Source organism: Bradyrhizobium sp. BR13661, from assembly GCF_029892425.1.
Classification (GTDB): Bacteria; Pseudomonadota; Alphaproteobacteria; order Rhizobiales; family Xanthobacteraceae; genus Bradyrhizobium.
On record NZ_JARXWB010000006.1, the window covers coordinates 165,985 to 188,632 of the forward strand.

Genomic DNA, 22,648 nt, shown 5'->3' on the forward strand with positions numbered 1-22,648 from the left:
GGTGATCCTATGGCACCGCGCCTCGATTTCACCAGCGAGGCCTTCTTTCGCGATCCGCCCAAGGCCATTGCGGCCCTGCGCGCGCAAGGTCCTGTGGTCGCAACGCGTTTCCCCCTCGTTGGCGACGTCTGGATCACCACCACCCACGATGCCACCGCGCAAGTGCTGAAGGACAGCACGATCTTCACGCTGCGCAAGGAAGACGGCGAGGTGGCGGGTCTGCGCTGGTGGATGCCGGGTCTGGTCAGGACCATCGCCAACAACATGCTGACCATGGACGAGCCCGATCACACCCGTCTGCGCAGCATCGTGGATGAAGCCTTTCGCCGCCGCGCCATCGTCGCGATGGAGCCGCGCATCCGCGCCATCGCCGATGATCTTGCCGATGAGCTGTTCGCGAAGGGCAGCCCGGCCGATCTGGTCCAGTGCTACGCGCGCATCCTGCCGCTCTCGGTGATCTCCGAGCTGCTCGGCCTGCCGCAGGCCGATCGCCCGCGCTTCATCGCCTGGGCCAATGCGATGTCGTCGCTGACGGGCGTGGTCAGCTTCTTTCGCCTGCTGTTCGCGTTCCGCAAGATGCGCGTCTATCTCGAACAGCAATTGCAGATCGCGCGCGAGCACGGCGGCGAAGGCCTGATTGCCGAGCTCGTCCAGGTCGAACGCGAGGGCGGCGAGATCACGCCGGACGAAATGGTCTCGATGGTGTTCCTGCTGCTTGCGGCCGGCTCGGAGACCACCACGCATCTCATCAGCGGCTCTGTTTTCGAGCTGCTCAGAAATCCTGGCCTGCGTGACTGGCTGGAAGAAGACTGGAACCGCGCCTCGCTCGCGGTCGAGGAGTTTTTGCGTTTTGTCTCGCCGGTGCAATTTTCAAAACCGCGTTATCTGCGTCGGGATGTCGAGCTGGATGGCGTGCCGCTGAAGAAGGGCGATCGCATCATGGTCATGCTCGCCGCCGCGAACATGGACCCGGCGGTGCACGAACGGCCGGAGCAGCTCGATCTCGAACGCAAGCCAAATCGCCACATCTCCTTCGGCACGGGAATTCATTTCTGCCTCGGCCATCAGCTGGCGCGGATCGAGGGCGCCTGCGCGCTGCAGGCGCTGTTCACGCGCTGGCCGCGGCTTCGACTTGCTGTCGATCCATCGCAGATTCACTGGCGCAAACGGCCGGGCCTTCGCGCGATCGCGAGACTGCCGGTCATCGCGTCCGATCGTCAGCCGGTCGATTTGCGCGACGCGACAAGATCGCGTTCCCAGCCGAATACGGAGCGGCCGTCGAGATCGGGCGAGGCTTCGCGTTCACCGGCGATATAGGCTTCGACCGAAGGCCCGCTTGCGGTGCGCTCCAGCCGCCGCGCCTGGTCGTCGAGGCATTTGATCGCCCGCATCTCTTCGTCGCGTCCGAGCTTTGCGTTCTGGATCGCGCCCTTGAGCACGCGAATGGTCTCGTCATAGACCTTGATCGGAACGGGATAGGGATGCCGGTCCTTGCCGCCATGGGCGAGCGAGAAGCGCGCCGGATCCTTGAAGCGATAGGGCGCGCCGTGCACGACCTCGGCGACCATTGCGAGTGAGCGCACGGTGCGTGCCCCGACGCCGGGCGTCAGCAGCAGCTCGGGGAAATCGACCGGGCCGCGCTCGGCTGCGGCCGCCAGCGTGCCGTGCAGGCGGCGCGCGAATACATCTTTCGGCCTGACATCGTGATGCGCGGGCATGATCAGATGCGGGAGCATGCCTTGCGCCGGCTCTGGCCTAGTCCCGGCCAGTCGCTCGAATTCAGCGAGGATGCGATCGGGGCCGAGGTCGGTGAGGAGCTCGAGCTGCGCGCTGCGCGAGACATCGGCGCGATGGTCGGTGAGATTGACGATCTCGCCCTGCTGCGGGCCGTCGATCGCGCTGTGCGGCGCCTCGACAAAACTCTTCATCGCCTCCGAATGCCAGTGATAGCGGCGGGCCTGCCGCTTGTCGCCGTTCATGCCTTGCTGCACCACCGTCCACTTGCCGTCAGCGGTGACGAAGAAGCCGTGCAGATAAAGATCAAAACCGTCCTGCACGGCGGCGCTGTCGACCTTTGCCACAAGGCGGCTGGCGCGCGTCAACTTGGCGCCGTCGAAACCGACGCGGTCGCCGAGCTGCAACAGCTCGTCCGGCGTCTTGCGCGAATGCTGGCCGCGACCGCCGCAGACATAGATGCCGAGCTCATCCTGCAGCGGACCGAGCCCGCGCTTCAACGCGCCGATTACGGACGTCGTAATGCCGGACGAGTGCCAGTCCATCCCCATCACGGCGCCGAACGACTGGAACCAGAACGGATGCGACAGCCGCTGCATGAACGCATCGCGGCCGTAATGAAGGACGATGGCCTGCGTGACGATGGCGCCGAGCGACGCCATGCGGCTTGCCAGCCACGGCGGAACCCGTCCGGTGTGGAGAGGAAGATCGGCGCTGCCGGTTCGACGAGTCATGACCGGCCTAAGCTAGCGCGGTTCGGTGGCAGTTGCACCTTTGGAATGCGCAATTGGCGGCGCGCCCTTTTCGTGAGGGAAGCGCCCCTGTTGCGAGCTACTCGCGCGTCACCTTGCTCGCGCCGCGCAAGCCCGCTTGCTGCTGGATCGTGTCCAGCGCGCCGGACGATTGCTCCTCCACGACGAAGCTGTTGAGCACGGGAATTGCTGCTTCGCGCCCCTTCGGGACTGCAATGGCCATATGCTCGGCGCCCCAATTGCCGTCGAGGATCTTTGCGCCCGGCATCTGGTCGGACATCTCGAACAGCGTCGGCTTGTTGGTGGCGTAGAGATCGATCTCGCCGCGGTCGAACATCGCGATAGCGACCTTGACGCTCTCGGCGGGGACGATCGTCGCCTGCTTGAACTTTGCGGGCAGCGTGCGCTCCGACGTCGAGCCCCTGGTGACGCCAATCTTCACGCCTGATGTGTCGATATCCTCGATCCTGCTGATCGGCGAATTCGCGGGAACGAGGTAGCCGAGCTCGATCGCCAGCACTGGCTGGCTGAAGCTGACCTCATTGGCGCGGGCCGGTGTCGCGTTGGTGACGGTGAAGTCGACCTGGCCCTCGTGGATCGCGGTGACGATGTCGGCGACGCGCTGAAACCTGACATAGTCTACGGGAACGCCAAGCCGTTTTGCCAACTCGGCGCCGAGATCGTAGGCAAGGCCATGCGGCTTGCCGTCCACATCTGTCACCATCGAAGTCGGGCTGCCCGGGTAGATGCCGACGCGCAAGGCGCCGCTCGGGGCCAGCAGCTTTGCTTCGCCGTCGGCGCGCGCGGGTGTGCCGAGCAAGCTGACGATTACAGCCGCGAGCAGGGCAGTAAGCGAAAGAAGCCGATGGAAGGGTCTCATGCGAAGCGCCTCACTGCGCGCGGATGTCGGCGGCCTTCAGCACCGGCGCCCATTTGACCGCCTCGGCATGCATGTAGGCGTCAAAATCCCTGGCAGAGGAGCCGACCGGGGCTGCGCCGATCTTCCCAAGCGTAGAGACGACGTTCGGATCCTGCAGCGCCGCCTTCAGATCGGCCTCGAGCTTGGCCACGATCTCCGGCGGCATTTTTGCGGGTCCCAGCATGCCCCACCAGACGGAGACGTCGTAGCCGGGGACTCCTGATTCAGCGACAGTCGGGATATCAGGCAGCGCCTTGGAGCGTTCGGCCGAAGTCACGGCGAGCGCGCGCACCGGGCCGCCTTCGAGCTGGCCGATGGCCTCCGCGAGCGGATTGATGCTGAGCGGAATTTCGCCCGCGATCACGGCGGTCAGCGCCGGCGCACCACCCTTGTAGGGGATCGCGACGATCCTGGTGCCGGACATGTATTTGAGCAGCTCGCCGGCGAGATGCGCCGAGGTGCCGTTGCCGGACATGCCATAGGAGAGCTTGTCCGGCTCTTTCTTTGCCGCCGCCAGCAGGTCGCCGAGCGTCTTGTAAGGGCTGTCCTTAGCCACGACGATCGCAAGCGGCGAGGAGGCGACTTCGCTGATCGCGGTGAAATCCTTGAAGGTGTCATAGGGCACACTCGGATAGATGAACTGGTTGAGCGGATGGCCGCTCGCGACCAGGATCAGGGTGTAGCCATCGGGCGCGGCTTGCGTCAGCGCCTGCGAGGCAACGATGCCGCCGGCACCGGGGCGGTTGTCGATCACGGGCTGCTGGCCCCAGCTTTTCGCGAGAGCCTGGCCCAGCGTGCGGGCCAGCACGTCGACCGCGCCGCCGGCCGCGTAAGGCACCAGAATATGCACTGGCTTGCTCGGATAGGTGTCAGCGGCCTGCGCGACATGGCCCGTCAGCAGCAGACCGGCGCCCAGCATCAACGCGCCGATCTTCTTGTCGAGACCCAGCATAGTCCAGCACTCCCATTCGCGTCCGCGCGCGGTCTTCCCAGCCGCTTCAGGACGTTGCCCGTGGTTCTTGTTGACGAGACCTGATCTTTTGTACGATAGTACAAATCACATGGTACGCAAGCCCACCAGCAAGGAAACGGCCCGCAAGCCGAACATGCGCGAGGCGATCCTTGCTGCGGCCGAGGAGCTGTTCGCCACCAACGGCTTCAACGCCGTCTCGGTGCGCGATATCGCGCAGGCCGCCGGGGCCAATCCCGGCAGCGTGACCTATCATTTCAAGACCAAGGACGGCCTGCTGCTGGAGATCTACCGGAGGCATTGCGGGCCGATGAATTTGCGCCGCTCCGAGCTGCTCGCCGCGGCCAAACGTGTGCGCGATCTCCAGGACCGGCTGGAAGCCGTCGTGCGGGCCTATGTGGTACCGGCCTTCACCTCGGGCAGCGATCTCGCCGGCGGCGGGGCGCGCTTCACGCGGCTGCGTGCGGTGATGTCGGCGGAGGGTAACGAAGTCGCGCGGAAAATCATCGCGCAGACCTTTGACGACACCAGTCACGCCTTCATCGACGCAATCCACGACAGCCTGCCGCACATTCCGCGCACCGACATCGTCTGGCGCAGCCACTTCCTGCTCGGTGCACTCTATTACTCGCTGGTGACGCCGGACCGGGTCTCGCGCCTGTCGCGCGGCGAGGCTGACGGCAGCGATCCTGCCAATGCGATCGAGCAATTGGTGCAGGCGACCGTCGCCGCGTTCCAGGCGCCGGCGCTGGATCAGGCCGCGCCGGCCCGACGGCGAACGACCGCAAGCAGCAAGACTTGAAAGAAATCGCCCGAGGGGAGGCGTGCAACAGCGCCTCCGCTCGCAAGCGGACATGTGATGGGGTGTTTGGGGAAATGAACAGGCGGGAGTGCTTGCATCTCTTGACCGGACTGGCCGGCGCCGCGCTCGCGGGCGAAGTGCGCGCGCAAGGGGCCGAGCAGAAGTCGATCCCGACGATCGATCCGCCGGACCCAAATCCCAAGACGCCGTCATTCAAGCTGCCGCCGAAATCCTGTGACAGCCACACCCACATCTTTGGGCCTGCGTCCCGCTATCCTTACTCGGAAAAGCGGCCTTATAACACGGCCGATGCCCCGCTGGAGTCATTCCGCAGCGTGCACGAGAAGATCGGCGTCGAGCGCTGCGTGATCGTCAATGCCACGGTGCATGGCACCGACAATCGCGTCGTTACCGATGCCATCGCCCAGAGCAAGGGCGCCTACAAGGGCATCGCGAATGTCAGCGACGAGATGGCCGAGAAGGAGCTGGCGGCGCTCGACAAGGGCGGCATCTGCGGCTGCCGTTTTGCATTCCTCAAGCGCCTCGGCGGCGTCGGCGACATGAACAAGTTCCAGCGCATCGTGCATCGCGTCGCCGAACTCGGCTGGCATATCGATGTCTATTTCGAGCCGGGTACGGTCGCTGAATTCGCGCCTGTTCTCACCGCTCTGCCGACGCCTTATGTGATCGATCACATGGGGACCGTTCAGGCCGCGAAAGGTCTCGACGATCCCGGCTTCACCGCGTTGCTCGACCTTCAGAGGAAAGACGAGAAGTGCTGGGTGAAGATCACCGGCCTCGAACGTGCGTCGGCCGCCGGCAAACCGTTCCACGACGCCGTGCCGTTCGCCAGGGCGCTGATCGACAACGCGCCTGATCGTGTCATCTGGGGCACCGACTGGCCGCATCCCAACGTCAAGGTCATGCCCAATGACGGCGAGATCGTCGATCTGATCCCGCTGTTCGCGCCGGAGGTGGAGTTCCAGCAAAAGATCCTGGTCGACAACCCAGCGCGCCTGTTCGGGTTCGACCAATGACCGCAACGGCGATCGACAGGCCCCGCGGGCGCGTCTGGTGGAAGGAGCTCTGGATCCAGGTGCTCATCGCCATGGCGGCCGGCGTCGCGCTCGGGATTGTCAGTCCCGAGGCCGGCGCCAAAATGCAGCCGCTTGGGGATGCCTTCATCAAGGCGATCCGGATGCTGATCGCGCCGATCATCTTCTGCACCGTGGTCCATGGTATTGCCCATATGGCCGACATGGCGCGGGTCGGGCGTGTCGCCGTCAAGGCGATCATCTATTTCGAGATCATGACCACGATCGCGCTTATCATCGGTCTCGTCGCGGTGAACCTGCTCAAGCCCGGCGTCGGCATGAACATCGATCCCGCCAGCATCAATGCCAGCGCGGTCGAGCCCTACGTCAAACAGACCGCCGTGATCGGCTTTGTGCCGTTCCTGATGAACATCGTGCCGGGGACCTTCATCGGTGCCTTTGCCGAGGGCAATATTCTCCAGGTGTTGTTCATCTCCGTGCTCTGCGGTTTCGCGCTAGTGCAGCTCGGCGAGCGTGCCGCGCCGCTGGTCAGCCTGATCGACATCGCGGCCAAGATGGTGTTCGCCGTCGTCGGCTTCGTGATGTGGGCGGCGCCGATCGGCGCATTCGGGGCTATTGCGTTCACGGTCGGCAAGTTTGGGGTTGGCTCGCTGGCCTCGCTAGGCAAGCTACTCGGCGGATTTTACCTGACCTGCGTGATCTTCATCATCGTCGCGCTCGGCCCCGTCGCACGGCTCTGCGGCTTCTCCTTGCTGAAGCTGATCCGCTACATCTGGGAAGAGCTGCTGATCTGTATTGCCACGACCTCGTCGGAGACGGTGCTGCCGCGCATGCTGACCAAGCTGGAGAAGGCTGGTTGCGAGAAGAGCGTGGTCGGGCTCGTCATCCCGACCGGCTATTCCTTCAATCTCGACGGCACCTGTCTCTATCTCGCCGCCGCTTCGGTGTTCCTGGCGCAGGCGACGAATACGCCGTTCGGGCTCGGCGAGCAGATCGAGCTGCTGCTGATCCTGCTTGTGACCTCCAAGGGCGCGGCGGGCATCGCGGGGGCGGCCTTTGTCGTGCTGGCGGCAACGCTGTCGGCCACCGGCACGATTCCGGTGACCAGCGTCGCGCTCGTGCTGGGCATCCACCGGCTGATGTCGCAAGGGCTGACGCCGACCAACCTGATCGGGAACGCGGTCGCGACCATCGCGATTGCCAAATGGGAAGGTGCGCTCGATGGTGAGCGCCTGACGCGCGTGCTCGACGGCGAGGAACCGGCGGCTGCCGCTGCTTGATGAAATGACTGCCGGCACGACGTGGGCAGCCCATGATGTTGACGAACGAAAGAGGAGGAGCTGGCATGAAGCCGGTCGTCGTTCGCAACATTGTCTGACCGGGAGGGAGCGGGTGGATGGATCGTCTCAAGCTGAAGGCCGTGCTCGGCAGTCACCCCCACGTCAAGGCGGTGAAGAGCGGCGAGCTCCGCGCCGACCTGTTCGATCTCGACTTCATCGAGTACACTCCGATCAATACGGCGTTCAAGCCGATGGTGCGCGAGCAGGCGTTCGATGTCTGCGAGATGGCGATCGTCACCTATCTGATGGCGAAGGCGCACGGCAAGCCGCTGGTGCTGCTGCCGGCGACCATGCTCGGCCGTTTTCAGCATTCCTATGCGCTCTACAATCCCGCGCACGGAACGCTGGGGCCATCCGATCTCGAGGGCAAGCGTGTCGGCATCCGCTCCTTCACGACCACGACGGGCGCCTGGATCAGGGGCATTCTCGCCAACGATTACGGCGTCAATCTCGATAAGATCCGCTGGGTCACGTTCGAAGATCCGCATGTCGCCGAATATGTCGACACCACCGAGCGCGCGCCAAAGGACAAGAAGGTCTTGCAGATGCTGCTCGACGGCGAGGTCGACGCGGTCCTTGGCGAGACTTCGAACAATCCCAATCTGAAGCCGCTGTTTCCCGACCCGGCGGCGGAGGCCGCCAAATGGTACGCCCGCCGCGGCGTCGTGCCGGTCAATCATCTCGTGGTCGTGACCGAGAGCCTCGCAAAATCGCGCCCCGAAATGGTCGCGGGCGTCTATGATCTGCTCAAGCGGAACAAGGACCTGGTGGGGCCAGCGGCAACGCCCGACTTTTTGCCGTTCGGGATTGAGGCGAACAGGAAGCCGTTGGAGCTGATCGTCGACTACGCGTTTCAGCAGGGGTTGATCCCGCGCCGCTATGCGGTCGAGGAGCTGTTCGACGCGACGACACGAGGACTGAACTGATGGCGGATCCGAAACGGTGGCAGATCGGGCTGGTTGGCTATGGTGAGGTCGGCCGGATCCTGGCCGAGGATTTGCGCCAGCAGGACATCAAGGTCGCGGCTTACGACATCAAGCTCGGAGCTGGGCAGGGCGCTGCGCTGCAAGAGCATGCGGCCAAGTTCGGTGTGTTGCTCGCAAGCTCTCATGCCGAGCTGACTGCGAAATCCGATTTCATCATTTCAGCGGTGACGGCGAGCCAGGCCGTGCCCGTCGCAAAAGCCTGCGCGGCGGCGATCAATCAGGGCACCTGGTTCCTCGATTTCAACTCGGCCTCTCCGGGCGCCAAGCAGCGCGCCGCCGCGCTGATCGATGGCGCTGCTGGACGCTATGTCGAGGGCGCGGTGATGACTTCGGTGCCGCCCTATCGGATCAAGGTGCCGCTGTTGCTTGGTGGTCCCGGCGCCAGGGAGCTGGAGCCATTGCTGAACGCAATCGGCTTTGCGGCGAAAGTTGCAAGCGACAAGCTCGGCGTGTCTTCCGCCGTTAAAATGTGCCGTAGCATCATGATCAAGGGTCTCGAGGCCATGGTGATCGAAAGCTTCACCACTGCACGTGCTTATGGCGTCGAGGATGCGGTGCTGGCGTCGCTCACTGAAACCTTCCCCACGATCAATTGGGAGAAGCAGGGCGCCTATTTCTTCCAGCGCGTGATCGAGCACGGCCGCCGCCGCGCCGAAGAGGTGCGTGAGGTCGCAGAGACCGTACGCGAGGCCGGGCTGACGCCTTGGTCGGCTCAGGGCACGGCCGAGCGTCAGGCCTGGGTCGCAGATCTCGCCGACGAAGGCTTGTTCGGCACGAAGGGGACGACGGAATTCGCTCGCAGCGCCGATTGGCGCATCGAGGCGGATCGCATCCTGGCGAAGATCAAGCGGTAGTGCTCAGCTCGGGAGGCCGCTGGCGTGGTGCAGGCCCGAGATTTCGTCGCGGGCGAGTTCGATCGAGTCGATCAGGCGAGTGGCTTCGCGGATGACGTCCTTGGTGCGTTCGCTTTTGAACTCGGTGAGGATCATGCGAATGCACTTGTCGGCAGTATCGAGCGTGCGCAGCGCGCGGGCCGTGTCGTTCTGGGAGTGGATCGTGGCGATGTCGAGCCCCGATAACACTTCGCCGATGCCGCTCAATCGCTTGATGGCCGTCTCGGCGGGCGTCTTCGCCCGGATGGATTGATAATCAATGCTGCTGAATGCGCTGAACGTATCCATAACTTCCCCGGAGAACGCAGATGGTCAGTGCGCGCGCCCGATTATGGTTAGGGCCACGTTTCCCGCAATTCGTGGAGCTACGGTCCGGGATTCTACCGGACTCGGATTTCAAGCCGAATTGGCGTGAATCGGGCCAGAAAGCCGTAGGGATCAGCGCTGTTTCCTGACAATCTTACCGTCGCGCGCAACGAGCATACCTGCCTTGTAGACAGCGCGGGCCTGCGGCACCGCGACGACGGCTTCCGGAACGTGTTCCGCGTTCAGCGTCACGAAATCGGCCGTCGCGCCGATGCGCAGACCGTAGCCCTCGAGTCGCAGCGCCTTGGCACCTGATGCGGTGACCATGTCGAACGCGACACGCAATTCCTCATCGATGTTGAAGCCCGAGCGATAGCCGAGCGTCGTCGCCCGCCGCAGCATGTCGCCGTCGCCATAGGGCCACCAGGAATCGCGGATGTTGTCGTTGCCGCTGAACACGGTGACCCCGGCGTTGCGCAGGATAAGGATCGGCGGAAAGGCACGGGCGCCCGGCGCGTTGGTCATGATGGCGACGCCGGAGCGGGCGAGGATGTCGGCGACTGACTTGAGCTGATCCACCGTGATATCGCCGAGCCCGTAAGCGTGGCTGATGGCGACATGGCCCTCCATGCCGAGCGCGCGCGTCCTCGCGGCGATCTGCTCGATCTCGAAAGCGCCGAGCGTGCCCATGTCGTGCAGATGGATGTCGACATCGACGCCGTGCTTCCCGGCGACGCCGAACACGACGTCGAGATGCTTCTCGACATCGCGATCGAAGCTCGCGGGATCGAGCCCGCCGACCAGGTTCGCGCCGAGCCCGATGGCCTCATCGAGCAATTGCGGCGTGCCCGGGCTCGCCAGGATGCCGCTCTGGGGGAAGGCGACGAGCTGGATGTCGATCAGGCTCTTGTATTCCTCCCGCACGCGCAAAATCGTCTCCAGCGACTTCAGCCCGACGGAGCCGTCGACCATGACGTGGCTGCGCATCTGCGTCGAGCCGTGGCCGATGCAGAGATCGAGCTGGTTGCGCGCCCGCACGTCCATCGGCGCAGCCTCGGCCATGTTCTCCGCCTGGAAGGCCACGCGTTCGTGCACGTTGAATCCGTCAGTGCACGGCTTGTGCGGACGCCAAGCATCGCCATAGAAGCTGGTGTCGAGATGGATGTGACCCTCGACGAAGCCGGGAACGACGAGGGTATTGCCGAGGTCAACAGTCTCGGCGCCGCTCGCGGGAGCGTCGGCCGGCAAGAGCGCGGCGATGCGGCCGTCCCTGACCGCAATGTGATGCTGCGCTCCGCCGTCGAAGCGCGCGTTCAGGAAGATCTTGTCGAAGGCCATCCGGTTGCTCCGTTGGTCGGTTTGTGGCCGCGCGATCTAGTTTCGCGGGGACAGCAGCTTAGCGGGCGACCGCTCAAACGTCTGCCGGCCGTTCTTGAAGCCCATCAGGATATCCGGGAGCTCGGCGATGGCAAAACGGCTGTCCTTGATGTCGAGCACGATGAGATCGGCGGGCTTTCCAACCGCGATCCCGTAATCTCTGAGGTTCATCAGCCGCGCCGGCAGCTCGGTGACGAGGTCGAGGCAGGTGTCGAAATCGCCGACGGCGGCGTGGGCAACGTTGGCGTAGAAGTTCGCCATCCGCAGCAGCGAGGCGTCGCCGAACGGCGTGAAGGGATTGAGTACGTTGTTGGTCGCGACCGAGCAGACGATGCCGTCGCCCGCAAGCTTGTGCGCGAGTGTCAGCCCACGCGGCGCGTTGTGGGTGGCCTCGCGCCCCATCAGATAGAGATCGGTCGCCGGCAGCACGGTGACGGCAACACCGGCCTTCGCCAGTTGCGCGGTGGCGGCCTTCAGCCGCTCCGGGGGCAAGGCCGAGAGCTTCGTCACGTGCCCGATCGCGACGCGGCCTCCGTAGTTGCGCTGCTCGGTCTGCCTGATGACTTCGTCAAGATGCGACCAGGAGGGATCGAGATCGAAATCGAGATGGAGATCGACGTCGAGATCGAACTCCTGGGCCAGGTCGAAGATGCGCGCGAGATGCGCGTTCGGATCGGTGTCGGTATAGGGGCAGCCGCCGATTGCGTTGGCGCCATCGCGCAAGGCCTGAATCAGCAGATCCTCGGCTCCGGGATCGTTGGTCAGGCCTTCCTGCGGGAAGACGCAGAGCGCAAGATTGATCGCCCAAGCATAGTCGCGCTTGAGCGCCTTGACCGCCTCGAAGCTGCGGAGGCCGATGCGCGGGTCGATCTCGACATGGGTGCGCATATGCGTGGTGCCGTGCACGATGGCGCGTTCGAGCACCTTTGCGCCGCGCGCATAGACATCGTCGGTGCTGAAATCCCGCTTCATCGCCGAGACGGCGCGAATGGCATCCCCGAGCGTGCCATGGATGTGCCCGCAGCGCTCGAGCAGGCACGCCTTGTCAAGATGGATGTGGGTGTCGACGAAGCCGGGCAGGGCGAGCCGTCCTCCGACGTCGACCTCGACGGCCTCGCAGCCCAGGTGGGGTTCGATCGCGGTGATGCGTCCGCTCCTCACGCCGATATCGACGGGTGCAGCGGATGATCGCAACAGGGCGTTGCGGAAGATCAGGTCAAAGGCAGGCAGGGCGGTCATGGAGGGGATCTGGCTGATAAGGCGGCGAGTCCTGGACGACAGCAATGTAGCGGAGACCAAGGGGCTGCCGCCATATCGAAAGCCGCGATAGCTGGTAGGCGCAGGCTGCTCTGGCGGCTGGCGAGGGCTTGGGCTATCACGCGCTAGATCGCGCCCGGCATGGCGGCGCACCCCTTTTCAGGAGCCTCCCGATGCGTCTACCCGCCGTTCTCTTGGCCGTTACCTGTCTTGCCGGCGCAGCGTCAGCCGAAGATCTGACGGGCACGCTCCAGAAGATCAAGGAGACCAGGAAAATCGCGCTGGGCTATCAGGAAGCCTCCGTGCCCTTCAGCTATCTCGATGGCAACCAGAAGCCGGTCGGCTTTGCCATGGATATCTGCCTCAGAATCGTCGACGCCGTGAGGAAGCAGCTCGCCATGCCCGACATCGCTGTCGAATATGTCGCGGTGACCTCGTCGAACCGCATCCCGCTGATGGTGAATGGCACGCTCGACCTGCACTGTTCGGCAACCACCAACAATGCGGACCGCCAGAAGCAGGTGGCCTTTACGAATACGCACTTCCTCAGCGCGACGCGCTTTGCCGCCAAGAAGGCTGCCAACATCAACACCATCGACGATCTGAAGGGCAAGGCCGTGACGGCGGTGGCCGGCTCGGTCAATTTGAACCAGCTCGCCAAGGTCAATACCGAGCGCAATCTCGGCATCAAGATCATGCCGGCGGTGGATCAGGCCGAAGCGTTCCTGCTGCTCGAGACCGACCGCGCTCAGGCCTATGCGCTCGACGATGTGCAGCTTGCCGTGGCGATCGCGCGGTCGAAGGAGCCAGGCCTGTTCATGATCAGCGAGGAAACGTTCTCGAAGGCCGAGCCGTTCGGCATCATGCTGCGTCGGGAGGACGCACCGTTCAAGGCGCTCGCCGACCGCGCCACCGCCGAGCTCTATGCAAGCCCCGAGATCGAGGTGATGTACAGGAAGTGGCTGGAATCGCCGACGCCGCCGAACGGCATCAACTACAATGTTCCGATGTCGGCAGCCTTGCGCAATGCGTTCAAGAACCCGAGCTCGAGCGCAGACCCGGACGTCTATGTGTTGAAGTGAAGCGAGGGCGCGCTTATCACCTCTCCCGGCTTGCAAAGGGGGAGAAGGAAGAAAGGCGCCTCGTCTACGCGTTCGAATATTTCTTCAGCTCGAACCGCGCGATCTGGTTCCGGTGCACCTCGTCTGGCCCATCAGCCAAACGCAGCAATCGCGCCGTCGCATAGGCCTGGGTCAGGCCGAAATCGTTGGACGTGCCGCCGCCGCCATGCGCCTGGATGGCCCAGTCGATGATCTGGCAGGCCATGTTGGGCACGGCAACCTTGATCATCGCAATCTCGGCCTTCGCCACCTTGTTGCCGACCGTGTCCATCGCGTAGGCGGCGTTCAGCGTCAGCAGGCGGGCCTGCTCGATCATGATGCGCGCCTCGGCGATGCGCTCCTGCGTCACCGTCTGCTCCGAGACCGGCTTGCCGAAGGCGACGCGGCTGCGCACGCGCCGGCACATCTTTTCCAGCGTGCGCTCCGCGAGCCCAATCAGCCGCATGCAATGATGGATGCGGCCCGGGCCGAGGCGGCCCTGTGCGATCTCGAAGCCGCGGCCTTCGCCGAGCAGCATGTTCTCCTTCAGCACGCGGACATTGGTGAAGACCACTTCCGAAGCGCGATCGGGCACGCCATAGAAGCCGAACACGGGCAGGGGCCGTTTCACCTCGACGCCAGGCGTGTCCATCGGCACCAGGATCATCGATTGCTGCTTGTGACGATCCGGATTGTCAGGATCGGTCTTGCCCATGAAGATGCAGATCTTGCAGCGCGGGTCGGTCGCATTCGTCGTGTACCATTTGCGACCGTTGATGACGTAGTGGTCGCCGTCGCGCACGATCGAGCTCTCGATGTTGGTCGCGTCCGATGAGGCTACCGCGGGCTCGGTCATGGCGAAACAGGAGCGGATTTCGCCCGCGAGCAGCGGCTTCAGCCAGCGCTCCTTGTCCTTATCGGAGCCGTAGCGTTCCAGCACCTCCATATTGCCGGTATCAGGCGCCGAGCAGTTGAACACCTCAGGTGCGAGATGCGAGCGGCCCATTACTTCGCACAGCGGGGCGTATTCGAGATTGGTGAGCCCAGCGCCATGGGTCGATTCCGGCAGAAACAGGTTCCAGAGGCCTTCGGCACGCGCCAGCGGTTTCAGCTCCTCGACGACGGGATAGACTTTCCAGGGCCCGAGCTCCTCCGCCTCGCGATAGAACCGCTCCTCGTTCGGATAGATGTGCCGGTCCATGAAACTCTCGAGCCTGCGCTTGAGCTCGACCACTTTTGGCGACATCGGGTAGAGCATTTGTCGTCTCCTCGATCGACGGGCGGGGTGCAGGCCTTGTCGTGATCAGGGCCGGCCTAGCCGGCGCGATAGGCTTTGAACTTCTCGCGCAGCGCCGATTTGAGCACCTTCCCGGTGCCGGTCATCGGGAATTCGTCGAGGAATTCGACGGCGTCGGGCATCCACCAGCTCGCGATCTTGGGACGCATGTGGTCGAGCAGGGTCTTGGCGTCGACGGTTGCGCCCTTCTTGCGGACGACCAGGAGGAGCGGGCGCTCCTGCCATTTCTCATGCGCAATCGCGACCACTGCTGCCTGCAGCACGTCGGGATGGGACAGCGCGATGTCCTCGAGCTGGATCGAGGAGATCCATTCGCCGCCCGACTTGATCACGTCCTTGGAGCGGTCGGTGAGCGTCACATGACCATATTGGTCGATCACGGCCATGTCGCCGGTGATCAGCCAGCCATCCTTGTCGAGCCCTTCATCGAGTTTCATGTAGCCGGAGGCGACCCACGGGCCGCGGGCGCGCAGATGGCCGACGGTCTTGCCGTCGCGGGGCAGCTCAGTGCCGCCGTCGTCGACGATGCGCAAGGTCGTGCCGAAGCAGGCGCGGCCCGAGACCTGGCGCCGATCGAAGAATTCGGTTTCGCTGAGATGCTCCGAGCCCGGCCGCAAGCCCGGCATCGAGCAGCCCAGCGCTTCCGTCATGCCCCAGGCCTGAACATAGTCGATCCTGTAGTCGCGCTTGAGCTTCTCGATCATCGCGCGCGGGGGCGCCGAGCCCGACGACAGTGTCGCGCGCAAGGTCGAGAATTTGTTGCCGGTGCGGCCCAACCAGTCGAGCAGGATCAGCCAGAAGCTCGGGACGCCCGCCGACACCGTCACCTTCTCGCCTTCGAGCAGTTCATAAAGCTTGTCTGGCTCGTAATTGCGGCCGGGCAGCACCAGCTTCGAGCCGGAGTAGGGTGCGGTGAACGGCATGTTCCAGCCATTGCCGTGGAACAGCGGTGCCATCGGCATCATCACCTCGCGCACGCCTTCCATATGCCCCGGCAGGAAGTCGAAACCGGAGCAGACCATGGTCTGGAGCAGGGCGGCGCGGTGCGAATAGATCACGCCCTTGGGATTTCCCGTTGTGCCCGAGGTGTAGCAGATGGTGGATGCGGATTTCTCGTCGAACTCCGGCCAGGTGAAGCCCGCATCGTCCTCCTTGTCCAGCAGCTCCTCGTAGCAATGCACGTTCGCAAGCTTCGTCTCCGGCATGCGCTCGCGCGATGACATCATGACGTAGGCTTCGACCGTCGTCAGCTGCGGCGCGATTGCCTCGACGATCGGCAGCGTCGCGCGGTCGACGTAGAGGATGCGGTCTTCGGCGTGGTTGATGATGTAGACGAGTTGTTCGGGGAACAGTCGCGGATTGACGGTGTGCAGCACATAGCCCATGCCCGGCGCCGCGTAGAACATCTCGAAATGGCGGTGGGTATTCCAGGCCAGCGTGCCGATGCGGTCGCCTTGCTTCAGGCCAAGCCGCTTCAGCGCCAGCGCCATCCGCTTGATGCGCGGATGAGCCTCGGCATAGGTGTAGCGATGGATGTCGCCCTCGATCTCGCGCGCGACGATCTCGGCCTCGCCGTGGTAGTCGGCGGCATACTGGATCAGGCCGCTGATCAGCAGCGGCATATCCATCATCAATCCCTGCATCGTCCCCTCCGAAAAGCCAACCGCCGTGAAGTCATGTCGTTGCATGACGCTTTGCACTTGCATGCAGGGTAGCGCAACGTCGCGCGACGTCCACGCAAAAAGCGGCTGAGGCGATTGCATGCGTCACTTTTTCGGGGCTAACTGACGCAAATTGCAGGCCGAAGCAGCGGCCGCGGTGGAGGAGATCGATGTCAGCGGAAAGACACAAGACCGGTGCAGCCGGTGCGCCTAGCATCGATATCATAGCCTTGCGTGCGCGCTATCGTGACGAGCGCGACCTGCGTCTGCGCTCCGAGGGCAAGGCGCAGTATGTCCAGGCAACAGGCGGCTTTGCCCGCTATCTCGACGATCCCTGGGCCGATCCTGGATTTGCGCGCGCGCCCGTCAGCGAAGAGACGGAAGTCGTCATTGTTGGCGGCGGCTTCGGAGGTCTATTGTGCGGCGCGCGCCTGCGCGCGGCCGGCATCACGGATTTCCGCATCGTGGAAAAGGCCGCCGATTTCGGCGGCACTTGGTACTGGAATCGCTATCCTGGAGCTGCCTGCGATACCGAGAGCTACATCTACCTGCCGCTGCTGGAAGAGACCGGCTACATGCCGGTGCGTAAATATGCGCGAGCGCCGGAGATCTACGAGCACTCCCGTCGCATCGGCCGCCACTTCGAGCTTTACGATCGTGCGCTGTTTCAGACCGTCATCTCGCGCATGGAATGGAACGAGGGCGAGGGACGTTGGCTGGTCGAGACCGATCGCGGCGATCGCATCCGCGCGCGCTTCGTCATTCTCGCCGGAGGTCCGCTCAGCCGTCCGAAGCTGCCGGGCATTCCCGGCATCGAGACATTCAAAGGGCACAGCTTCCATACTAGCCGCTGGGACTACGCCTACACGGGCGGCACTGCGGAGGGCGATCTCGATGGCCTTGCCGACAAGCGTGTCGGCATCATCGGCACCGGCGCCACATCAGTGCAATGCGTGCCGCATCTCGGCCGATCGGCGAAGGAGCTCTACGTGTTCCAGCGCACACCGTCCGCGATCGGCGTGCGCGCCGACCGCCCGACCGATGCAGCTTGGGCTGAAAGCCTCAAGCCCGGCTGGCAGCGCGAGCGGATGGACAATTTCACCGCGGTGATATCAGGCGAGCCGTTCGAGCAGGATCTGGTGCAGGACGGCTGGACCGGGCTGCTCGGCGAGATATTGCTGGCGCCGCGCCGCCAGCCGCAGCCGGTGACCTCGATGGAGGAGGCACTGAAGGTGATCGAGCAGGCCGACTATCGCAAGATGGAAGAAATCCGCGCCCGCGTCGATGCGATCGTCAAGGACGAAGCAGCCGCGGCGGCTCTCAAGCCCTGGTACAAGGCGTTCTGCAAGCGGCCGTGTTTTCACGACGAATATCTCGACACGTTCAATCGTCCCAACGTGCATCTCGTCGACACCATGGGCAAAGGCGTTGAGCGCATCACCGAGAATGCGGTCGTCGTCGACGGCAAGGCTTACGAGCTGGACTGCCTGATCTACGCGAGCGGTTTCGAGGTTGGTACCGACTACGCGCGCCGCATGGGTTTTGAGATTTACGGTCGCGACGGCCAGAGCCTGTCCGAGCGCTGGCGCGACGGCGTCAAGACGATGCACGGGTTCTACAGCCGCGGCTTTCCGAATTGCTTCCTGATCGTGACGGTGCAGGCCGGCCAGAGCGCCAACTTCCCGCACATCATCGATGAGCAGTCGCAGCACATCGCCTATGTGATCGCAGAGGCACGCAAGCGCGGCGCAAGGACCTTGGAGCCGACGCTCGCGGCGGAGAACGCCTGGGTTGACGAGGTCGTCAAGGCTGCGGTCGGCCGCCAGACCTATCTCGCCGATTGCACGCCCGGTTATTACAACAATGAAGGCGTGTTCGATCCGATCGCGGCGCGCAACAGCCAGTATTGGCGCGGGCCGATGGCGTTTCTCCGGCTGCTGGACAAGTGGCGCAAGGAGGGCAATCTGGACGGACTGGAATTGACCTATGGGGCGGAGGCCGACGGCACGCCCATCCTGACTTGATCGCATGATTCCGGCCCCCACTGGCGCAACGCGGCTCTACGTCATCGTCGGCGATCCCATCGCCCAGGTGCGTTCGCCCGCGGGTGTCTCGGCTGAGTTTGCCGCGCGCGGTCATGACGGCATGCTGGTGCCCGTCCAGGTCTCGGTTGCGGACTTGCCGGATTTTCTTTCGGTGGCGAGCCGGTTGAAGAACCTCGACGGCATCGTCGTGACCATCCCGCACAAATTCGCCTGTTACCAGATCTGCGCCAGCGCGACGGAACGTGCGCATTTCCTGCGCACCGTCAACCTGATGCGCCGGCGGGCCGACGGTTCGTGGCACGGCGACATGGTCGACGGTCTCGGCTTTCTCGGCGCAGCGCGGGCGAAAGGAATCGATCCGAAGGGAATGCGGGCGCTGCTCGTCGGCGCGGGTGGGGCCGGCTCGGCCATCGCGCTTGAACTCATCGAGGGCGGTGTTCGCGAACTCGCCATTCACGATAGTTCGGTGGAGAGGCGGGATACGCTGATCCGTCAGCTCAACGGGCTCGGCAAGGGACAGGCGCGAGTCGGAACGAGCGACCCCTCGGGTTTCGATTTCATCGCCAACGCGACGCCCGCGGGAATGAAGGACGGCGACCCGCTGCCGGTCGACGTCACGCGGCTGGCGCCGTCGGCCTATTGCGGCTGCGTCATCACAAAACCGGAAGTCTCGCCCTTCATCGCGGAGGCCCGGAAGCTCGGCTGCGTCACGGCGACCGGCACCGACATGTATCGGCAGCACCAGAGCATCATGGTGGATTTCCTGCTCGGGACCGATGGCGCTTGATACGCCTTTGATTCATGTCAAGCACATTGCCTGCATTGATTGCATCTGTCGGGGCTTGAGCCGGCGCGGCTGACGTAGGATCATGCGAGCGTGCGCGCCGGTCGCGCAGATTGAGGAAAGGGAACGGGGGAATGACCAAGGGCAGGACCGTTGCGACGGCGATGATCGGCGCGGCCGCGCTACTGTTATGCCTGGCGCCTGCCGCCCATGCCGCGCAATGCGGCAACGGGCCGGGCGGTTTCGAGGCCTGGAAGCGCGAATTCAGCGCGGAGGCCCAAGGCAAGGGCATCGGCCAGACCGCGATCTCGGCGCTGTTGCAGACCAATTATGCGAGCGCCACCATCAATGCCGATCGCAGCCAGCACAGTTTTTCGCTGTCGCTCGACCAGTTCCTGGCCAAGCGTGGCGCGACTACCATCGTGGCGCGCGGCCGGTCGCTGAAGCAGTCGCAGGCCGCGATGTTCGCCTCGATCGAGCAGCGCTACGGCGTGCCGCCGGGGCCGTTGATCGCGATCTGGGGCATGGAAACCGGCTTTGGCAGCCAGCGCGGCAACCAGAACATGCTCTCGTCGATCGCAACGCTAGCCTATGACTGCCGCCGCCCCGAATTCTTTACCGAGCAGCTCTATGCAGCGCTGAAGCTGGTCGACCGCGGTGCGCTGTCGGGCGCAACCCGCGGCTCTATGCATGGCGAGGTCGGCCAGACCCAGTTCATGCCCAAGAACATCCTGGCCTATGGCACCGGCAACCTTGACGTCGCCGCCAATGCCTTGAGCTCGACCGCGAACTTCCTGAAAGCAAATGGCTGGCGTGCGGGAGCCGGTTACCAGCCGGGCGAACCGAATTTCGCCGCCATCCAGGCGTGGAATGCGGCCGGCGTCTATCAAAAGGCCATCGCGTTGATGGGCCGGCAGATTGACGGAGGTGGCGGGGCGGCGGCCGTGCGTTGAGCTGCTCCGCAAGGCGTGACTTGTTTGCGAGAGAAAGTTGTTGCTTTCAGGAACCGACGGCACGAGGTTTGCTTAAGATCAAGTTCAGGGCTGGGCATGAGGAGAACTCAACATGGCTACCCAGATCGTGATGGATCAGACTGGCGATACACGCCACGAGTTTGATCCCGAAAATGCCGAAGCGTTGGCGCGGGCCGAACAACGCTTTCGGGAGTTGACCGGCGCGGGCTTTACCGCCGCGTACCGGACGGGGCCGGGCGAAGTCACGCGTATCAAATCGTTCGACCCGACTGCGCGGGAAACGCTGTTCTTTCCCCGCCTGGTCGGCGGTTGATCTGAACGGCCCATGATCGCGGTCTTCAGGCTCCGCGCGCCCGCGCGGGCGCGGTTGCACGCGCTCCGCGAGCTCTATCGGCGCTTCTTCGGCGAGAACACGCCGGAAGCGCGGGGTAGGCGGCTGTTGTCCGAATGGCTGTCTGACGAGCAGCGCGCTCAGTTCGAGCAGCACCGGCACTTTGACGTGGTCGGTTGCGACAGCGGCAAGCGCTATCGCATTCACTACGGCACCGCCGCCAACGTCCACGAGGTCGACGCATCAGGCAATGCAACGATGGGGTGGTGCTTCGTCCCGTCAGGCTTCCTGGTGCCCGGCGACGTGATGCTGGCGCAGAAGATCGCGCTTGAGACGGACGAGAAGGGAGCGCTGGCGCTCGCCAACCGGTTTCCGCCGGCGACGCATTCGGAGCACTTCTACCGGCGGCCGTTCTAGCGGGCGCCGTGACCGGTGGTCAGAAGTGCGTGGTGCGATAGGCATCCAGCGCATGCGCTGCAAAGACGGCGATGCTGCACAGGGCGAGAAGGACGGAGATCAGCTCGATCATCGCACGTCCTCCCCAAGCGGCTGGGCGACGAGATGCTGGCAGCAGGCAAATTCGCTGATCAGGTCGAGAAAGAATTGCATGACGCACGTCCCTGTATGATTTTGACTGTCAGATAACCAACCCTCTGTTTCAGGCGTGTTTCGTCGAGATAGGAAAGGGGTTTCGCGGGGAACCGGGATCTGGCCTGCACGCGGCGAAACCGCTACATCCCAGGACCGATCCGTCCCTTTGGCCCTGCGCATTGCTTGCGCGACGCGTCACATTTCGAGGCAAAATCATGGCACAGGTCGCCTGGTTCGACGATCTCACCGTCGGCATGCGCTTCAAATCCCCGGAGGTCGTGGTCAGCGAAGCCGACATCAAGCGTTTTGCCGCGGAGTTCGACCCGCAGCCGATGCATCTGGACCACGAGGCCGCCAAGGACACTCTGTTCAAGGGCCTTGCTGCCTCGGGCTGGCACACCGCCGCGATCGCCATGAACCTCGCAATCCAGGCCCGGCCCTTCGGGCCGCACCCGCTGATCGGTGCTGGCGTCGACGGGCTGCGCTGGACCATTCCGGTGCGGCCGAATGACCGCCTGCATCTGGTCGGCGAGGTCATGGGCCTGACGCCATCGAAGTCCAAGCCGCAGGGCATCGCACTGGTGAAATGGACGATGTTCAACCAGAACGGCGAGGAGGTTTACACCTTCACCCCGATCGCGATCGTGCCGCGGCGGGCATGAGGCGGCGCGCGCCGTTCGGCCGGCTTGAGCCGGGGAAGCCCTTGCGGCTTGCGGGGAGAGATGGTCAGCTTCGTCAGGGGAAACGCTGGAGGCTGATATGAAACGATTTCTTCTCGCCGCTTCGCTGCTTGTGGGCGCTTTGAGTGCCGGGCCAACGATCGCGCAACAATCCAAGGTTGGTGACTGGACCATCGAGAAGCGTACCCAGGACACCCACTGCAACGCCAGCCGCGGCTACAAGGACAAGGACGACGAGAACCGCGACTACGTCATTGTCATCACCTATTCCGACAAGGCCATCGTGATCGTGATGATCTATGACGGCTGGGAATGGGACAAGGTCGGCGAGATCCTGCGCGCCGATGTTGGCACCGATGACGCCGACATCATGTCGAAGGCGAAGTGGGAGGTCATGGACAAGACCACCGTGCGCGGCATCTTCGAATACGATCAGTCGATCATGGACCGCCTGTCGAAGGCGAAGCGTCTCACGCTCGACTTCGAGGATGATGACGACGACAGCATCGAGATGCAGATTCCGCGCGCCGGCGAAGCGCTCGCAGCACTGAAGTTCTGTGAGGAGAACCGGAAATAGATTGTCGGTACTGCCGATATTGGCAAACACGACTTGAGCAAGAGACGCTGGCATCAGCAAGCGGGCGCGTGATGCACGGCACACAGTCCGTCGCTGTTCGCATTTATCCTAGTCTTTGGCGAAAACGTCCAAGCCGCACCCTGCGGTTGACGTTACGCAAGGACGATGTTCGATATTCCAGCATTTTTCTCCGACGTTTTTCCGTCGCCGAAATCAT

22 protein-coding genes are annotated in these 22,648 nt (G+C 63.8%); 14 read left to right on the forward strand and 8 right to left on the reverse strand.

The features are described from left to right. The first annotated feature begins 9 nt into the window (after window positions 1-9). Window positions 10-1,317, forward strand: a complete 1,308-nt coding sequence (locus M2427_RS12375; RefSeq protein ID WP_280706595.1) for a cytochrome P450 — start codon at window positions 10-12, stop codon at window positions 1,315-1,317. Here the strand turns inward: M2427_RS12375 and M2427_RS12380 are convergent. The 3 genes from M2427_RS12380 to M2427_RS12390 all read right to left on the reverse strand — a co-directional run bounded on the left by M2427_RS12380 (window position 1,218) and on the right by M2427_RS12390 (window position 4,357). Continuing rightward, a complete protein-coding gene (locus M2427_RS12380) occupies window positions 1,218-2,468 on the reverse strand; it encodes a DUF763 domain-containing protein (RefSeq protein WP_280706596.1) in 1,251 nt (416 codons plus the stop codon). The genes M2427_RS12375 and M2427_RS12380 overlap by 100 nt on opposite strands. Before the next feature lie 97 nt (window positions 2,469-2,565). Continuing rightward, window positions 2,566-3,366, reverse strand: coding sequence for an ABC transporter substrate-binding protein (locus M2427_RS12385; RefSeq protein ID WP_280706597.1), 801 nt, complete (start codon window positions 3,364-3,366; stop codon window positions 2,566-2,568). Window positions 3,367-3,376: 10 nt separating this feature from the next. Continuing rightward, entirely contained in the window at window positions 3,377-4,357 is a 981-nt protein-coding gene (locus M2427_RS12390; protein WP_280706598.1) for a tripartite tricarboxylate transporter substrate binding protein, read from the reverse strand. Between the two features lie 109 nt (window positions 4,358-4,466). Between M2427_RS12390 and M2427_RS12395 the strand changes: the two genes are divergently transcribed. From M2427_RS12395 to M2427_RS12415, 5 genes are all read left to right on the forward strand, one after another. After that, entirely contained in the window at window positions 4,467-5,177 is a 711-nt protein-coding gene (locus tag M2427_RS12395) for a TetR family transcriptional regulator (RefSeq protein ID WP_280706599.1), read from the forward strand. A 74-nt stretch (window positions 5,178-5,251) separates the two neighbouring features. Continuing rightward, window positions 5,252-6,214, forward strand: a complete 963-nt coding sequence (locus M2427_RS12400) for an amidohydrolase family protein (RefSeq protein ID WP_280706601.1) — start codon at window positions 5,252-5,254, stop codon at window positions 6,212-6,214. Next, window positions 6,211-7,512, forward strand: a complete 1,302-nt coding sequence (gene dctA, locus M2427_RS12405; protein WP_280706602.1) for a C4-dicarboxylate transporter DctA — start codon at window positions 6,211-6,213, stop codon at window positions 7,510-7,512. The genes M2427_RS12400 and dctA overlap by 4 nt, the downstream gene beginning before the upstream one ends. 116 nt (window positions 7,513-7,628) lie before the next feature. Continuing rightward, window positions 7,629-8,498 carry a hypothetical protein gene (locus tag M2427_RS12410; protein ID WP_280706603.1) on the forward strand — a complete coding sequence of 290 codons (870 nt, stop codon included), beginning with the start codon at window positions 7,629-7,631 and terminating at the stop codon, window positions 8,496-8,498. Continuing rightward, the gene (locus M2427_RS12415) at window positions 8,495-9,412 is read left to right on the forward strand and encodes a DUF1932 domain-containing protein (RefSeq protein WP_280706800.1); all 918 of its coding nucleotides are present in this window, start codon (window positions 8,495-8,497) and stop codon (window positions 9,410-9,412) included. The genes M2427_RS12410 and M2427_RS12415 overlap by 4 nt, the downstream gene beginning before the upstream one ends. 3 nt (window positions 9,413-9,415) lie before the next feature. Here M2427_RS12415 and M2427_RS12420 read toward each other — a convergent pair whose 3' ends face one another. The 3 genes from M2427_RS12420 to M2427_RS12430 all read right to left on the reverse strand — a co-directional run bounded on the left by M2427_RS12420 (window position 9,416) and on the right by M2427_RS12430 (window position 12,373). Next, window positions 9,416-9,739, reverse strand: a complete 324-nt coding sequence (locus M2427_RS12420; protein ID WP_280706604.1) for a hypothetical protein — start codon at window positions 9,737-9,739, stop codon at window positions 9,416-9,418. 150 nt (window positions 9,740-9,889) lie between these two features. Continuing rightward, window positions 9,890-11,095: an amidohydrolase family protein gene (locus M2427_RS12425; RefSeq protein WP_280706605.1), complete on the reverse strand. Its 1,206-nt coding sequence runs from the start codon at window positions 11,093-11,095 to the stop codon at window positions 9,890-9,892. A 36-nt stretch (window positions 11,096-11,131) separates the two neighbouring features. Then, the gene (locus tag M2427_RS12430; RefSeq protein ID WP_280706606.1) at window positions 11,132-12,373 is read right to left on the reverse strand and encodes an amidohydrolase family protein; all 1,242 of its coding nucleotides are present in this window, start codon (window positions 12,371-12,373) and stop codon (window positions 11,132-11,134) included. Window positions 12,374-12,564: 191 nt separating this feature from the next. On the opposite strand from M2427_RS12430, the gene M2427_RS12435 reads away from it, so the two are divergent. Beyond that, window positions 12,565-13,473, forward strand: coding sequence for an amino acid ABC transporter substrate-binding protein (locus M2427_RS12435; RefSeq protein ID WP_280706607.1), 909 nt, complete (start codon window positions 12,565-12,567; stop codon window positions 13,471-13,473). A gap of 64 nt (window positions 13,474-13,537) precedes the next feature. Here M2427_RS12435 and M2427_RS12440 read toward each other — a convergent pair whose 3' ends face one another. Both M2427_RS12440 and M2427_RS12445 read right to left on the reverse strand, forming a co-directional pair. Next, on the reverse strand, window positions 13,538-14,749 hold the full coding sequence (locus M2427_RS12440) for an acyl-CoA dehydrogenase family protein (protein ID WP_280706609.1): 1,212 nt from the start codon (window positions 14,747-14,749) through the stop codon (window positions 13,538-13,540). 56 nt (window positions 14,750-14,805) lie between these two features. Continuing rightward, on the reverse strand, window positions 14,806-16,431 hold the full coding sequence (locus tag M2427_RS12445; protein WP_280706610.1) for a long-chain fatty acid--CoA ligase: 1,626 nt from the start codon (window positions 16,429-16,431) through the stop codon (window positions 14,806-14,808). 188 nt (window positions 16,432-16,619) lie between these two features. On the opposite strand from M2427_RS12445, the gene M2427_RS12450 reads away from it, so the two are divergent. The 7 genes from M2427_RS12450 to M2427_RS12480 all read left to right on the forward strand — a co-directional run bounded on the left by M2427_RS12450 (window position 16,620) and on the right by M2427_RS12480 (window position 22,431). Continuing rightward, the gene (locus tag M2427_RS12450; RefSeq protein ID WP_280706611.1) at window positions 16,620-18,473 is read left to right on the forward strand and encodes an NAD(P)/FAD-dependent oxidoreductase; all 1,854 of its coding nucleotides are present in this window, start codon (window positions 16,620-16,622) and stop codon (window positions 18,471-18,473) included. Window positions 18,474-18,477: 4 nt separating this feature from the next. Further along, complete coding sequence (locus M2427_RS12455; protein WP_280706612.1) at window positions 18,478-19,281, forward strand: shikimate dehydrogenase; 804 nt, start codon at window positions 18,478-18,480, stop codon at window positions 19,279-19,281. 131 nt (window positions 19,282-19,412) lie between these two features. Continuing rightward, a complete protein-coding gene (locus M2427_RS12460; RefSeq protein WP_280706613.1) occupies window positions 19,413-20,231 on the forward strand; it encodes a lytic murein transglycosylase in 819 nt (272 codons plus the stop codon). A gap of 112 nt (window positions 20,232-20,343) precedes the next feature. Beyond that, window positions 20,344-20,565: a hypothetical protein gene (locus tag M2427_RS12465; RefSeq protein WP_280706615.1), complete on the forward strand. Its 222-nt coding sequence runs from the start codon at window positions 20,344-20,346 to the stop codon at window positions 20,563-20,565. A gap of 12 nt (window positions 20,566-20,577) precedes the next feature. Further along, entirely contained in the window at window positions 20,578-21,000 is a 423-nt protein-coding gene (locus M2427_RS12470; protein WP_280706616.1) for a hypothetical protein, read from the forward strand. 389 nt (window positions 21,001-21,389) lie between these two features. Further along, a complete protein-coding gene (locus tag M2427_RS12475) occupies window positions 21,390-21,836 on the forward strand; it encodes a MaoC family dehydratase (RefSeq protein ID WP_280706617.1) in 447 nt (148 codons plus the stop codon). Window positions 21,837-21,933: 97 nt separating this feature from the next. Next, window positions 21,934-22,431, forward strand: coding sequence for a hypothetical protein (locus M2427_RS12480; protein ID WP_280706618.1), 498 nt, complete (start codon window positions 21,934-21,936; stop codon window positions 22,429-22,431). Window positions 22,432-22,648: the final 217 nt, after the last annotated feature.

Bases quoted from the DNA above. Each gene is read 5' to 3' on its own strand.
- M2427_RS12375 (WP_280706595.1), top strand. From the start codon at position 10: ATGGCACCGCGCCTCGATTTCACCAGCGAGGCCTTCTTTCGCGATCCG.
- M2427_RS12380 (WP_280706596.1), bottom strand. From the start codon at position 2,468: ATGACTCGTCGAACCGGCAGCGCCGATCTTCCTCTCCACACCGGACGG.
- M2427_RS12385 (WP_280706597.1), bottom strand. From the start codon at position 3,366: ATGAGACCCTTCCATCGGCTTCTTTCGCTTACTGCCCTGCTCGCGGCT.
- M2427_RS12390 (WP_280706598.1), bottom strand. From the start codon at position 4,357: ATGCTGGGTCTCGACAAGAAGATCGGCGCGTTGATGCTGGGCGCCGGT.
- M2427_RS12395 (WP_280706599.1), top strand. From the start codon at position 4,467: ATGGTACGCAAGCCCACCAGCAAGGAAACGGCCCGCAAGCCGAACATG.
- M2427_RS12400 (WP_280706601.1), top strand. From the start codon at position 5,252: ATGAACAGGCGGGAGTGCTTGCATCTCTTGACCGGACTGGCCGGCGCC.
- dctA (WP_280706602.1), top strand. From the start codon at position 6,211: ATGACCGCAACGGCGATCGACAGGCCCCGCGGGCGCGTCTGGTGGAAG.
- M2427_RS12410 (WP_280706603.1), top strand. From the start codon at position 7,629: ATGGATCGTCTCAAGCTGAAGGCCGTGCTCGGCAGTCACCCCCACGTC.
- M2427_RS12420 (WP_280706604.1), bottom strand. From the start codon at position 9,739: ATGGATACGTTCAGCGCATTCAGCAGCATTGATTATCAATCCATCCGG.
- M2427_RS12425 (WP_280706605.1), bottom strand. From the start codon at position 11,095: ATGGCCTTCGACAAGATCTTCCTGAACGCGCGCTTCGACGGCGGAGCG.
- M2427_RS12430 (WP_280706606.1), bottom strand. From the start codon at position 12,373: ATGACCGCCCTGCCTGCCTTTGACCTGATCTTCCGCAACGCCCTGTTG.
- M2427_RS12435 (WP_280706607.1), top strand. From the start codon at position 12,565: ATGCGTCTACCCGCCGTTCTCTTGGCCGTTACCTGTCTTGCCGGCGCA.
- M2427_RS12440 (WP_280706609.1), bottom strand. From the start codon at position 14,749: ATGCTCTACCCGATGTCGCCAAAAGTGGTCGAGCTCAAGCGCAGGCTC.
- M2427_RS12445 (WP_280706610.1), bottom strand. From the start codon at position 16,431: ATGCAGGGATTGATGATGGATATGCCGCTGCTGATCAGCGGCCTGATC.
- M2427_RS12450 (WP_280706611.1), top strand. From the start codon at position 16,620: ATGTCAGCGGAAAGACACAAGACCGGTGCAGCCGGTGCGCCTAGCATC.
- M2427_RS12455 (WP_280706612.1), top strand. From the start codon at position 18,478: ATGATTCCGGCCCCCACTGGCGCAACGCGGCTCTACGTCATCGTCGGC.
- M2427_RS12460 (WP_280706613.1), top strand. From the start codon at position 19,413: ATGACCAAGGGCAGGACCGTTGCGACGGCGATGATCGGCGCGGCCGCG.
- M2427_RS12465 (WP_280706615.1), top strand. From the start codon at position 20,344: ATGGCTACCCAGATCGTGATGGATCAGACTGGCGATACACGCCACGAG.
- M2427_RS12470 (WP_280706616.1), top strand. From the start codon at position 20,578: ATGATCGCGGTCTTCAGGCTCCGCGCGCCCGCGCGGGCGCGGTTGCAC.
- M2427_RS12475 (WP_280706617.1), top strand. From the start codon at position 21,390: ATGGCACAGGTCGCCTGGTTCGACGATCTCACCGTCGGCATGCGCTTC.
- M2427_RS12480 (WP_280706618.1), top strand. From the start codon at position 21,934: ATGAAACGATTTCTTCTCGCCGCTTCGCTGCTTGTGGGCGCTTTGAGT.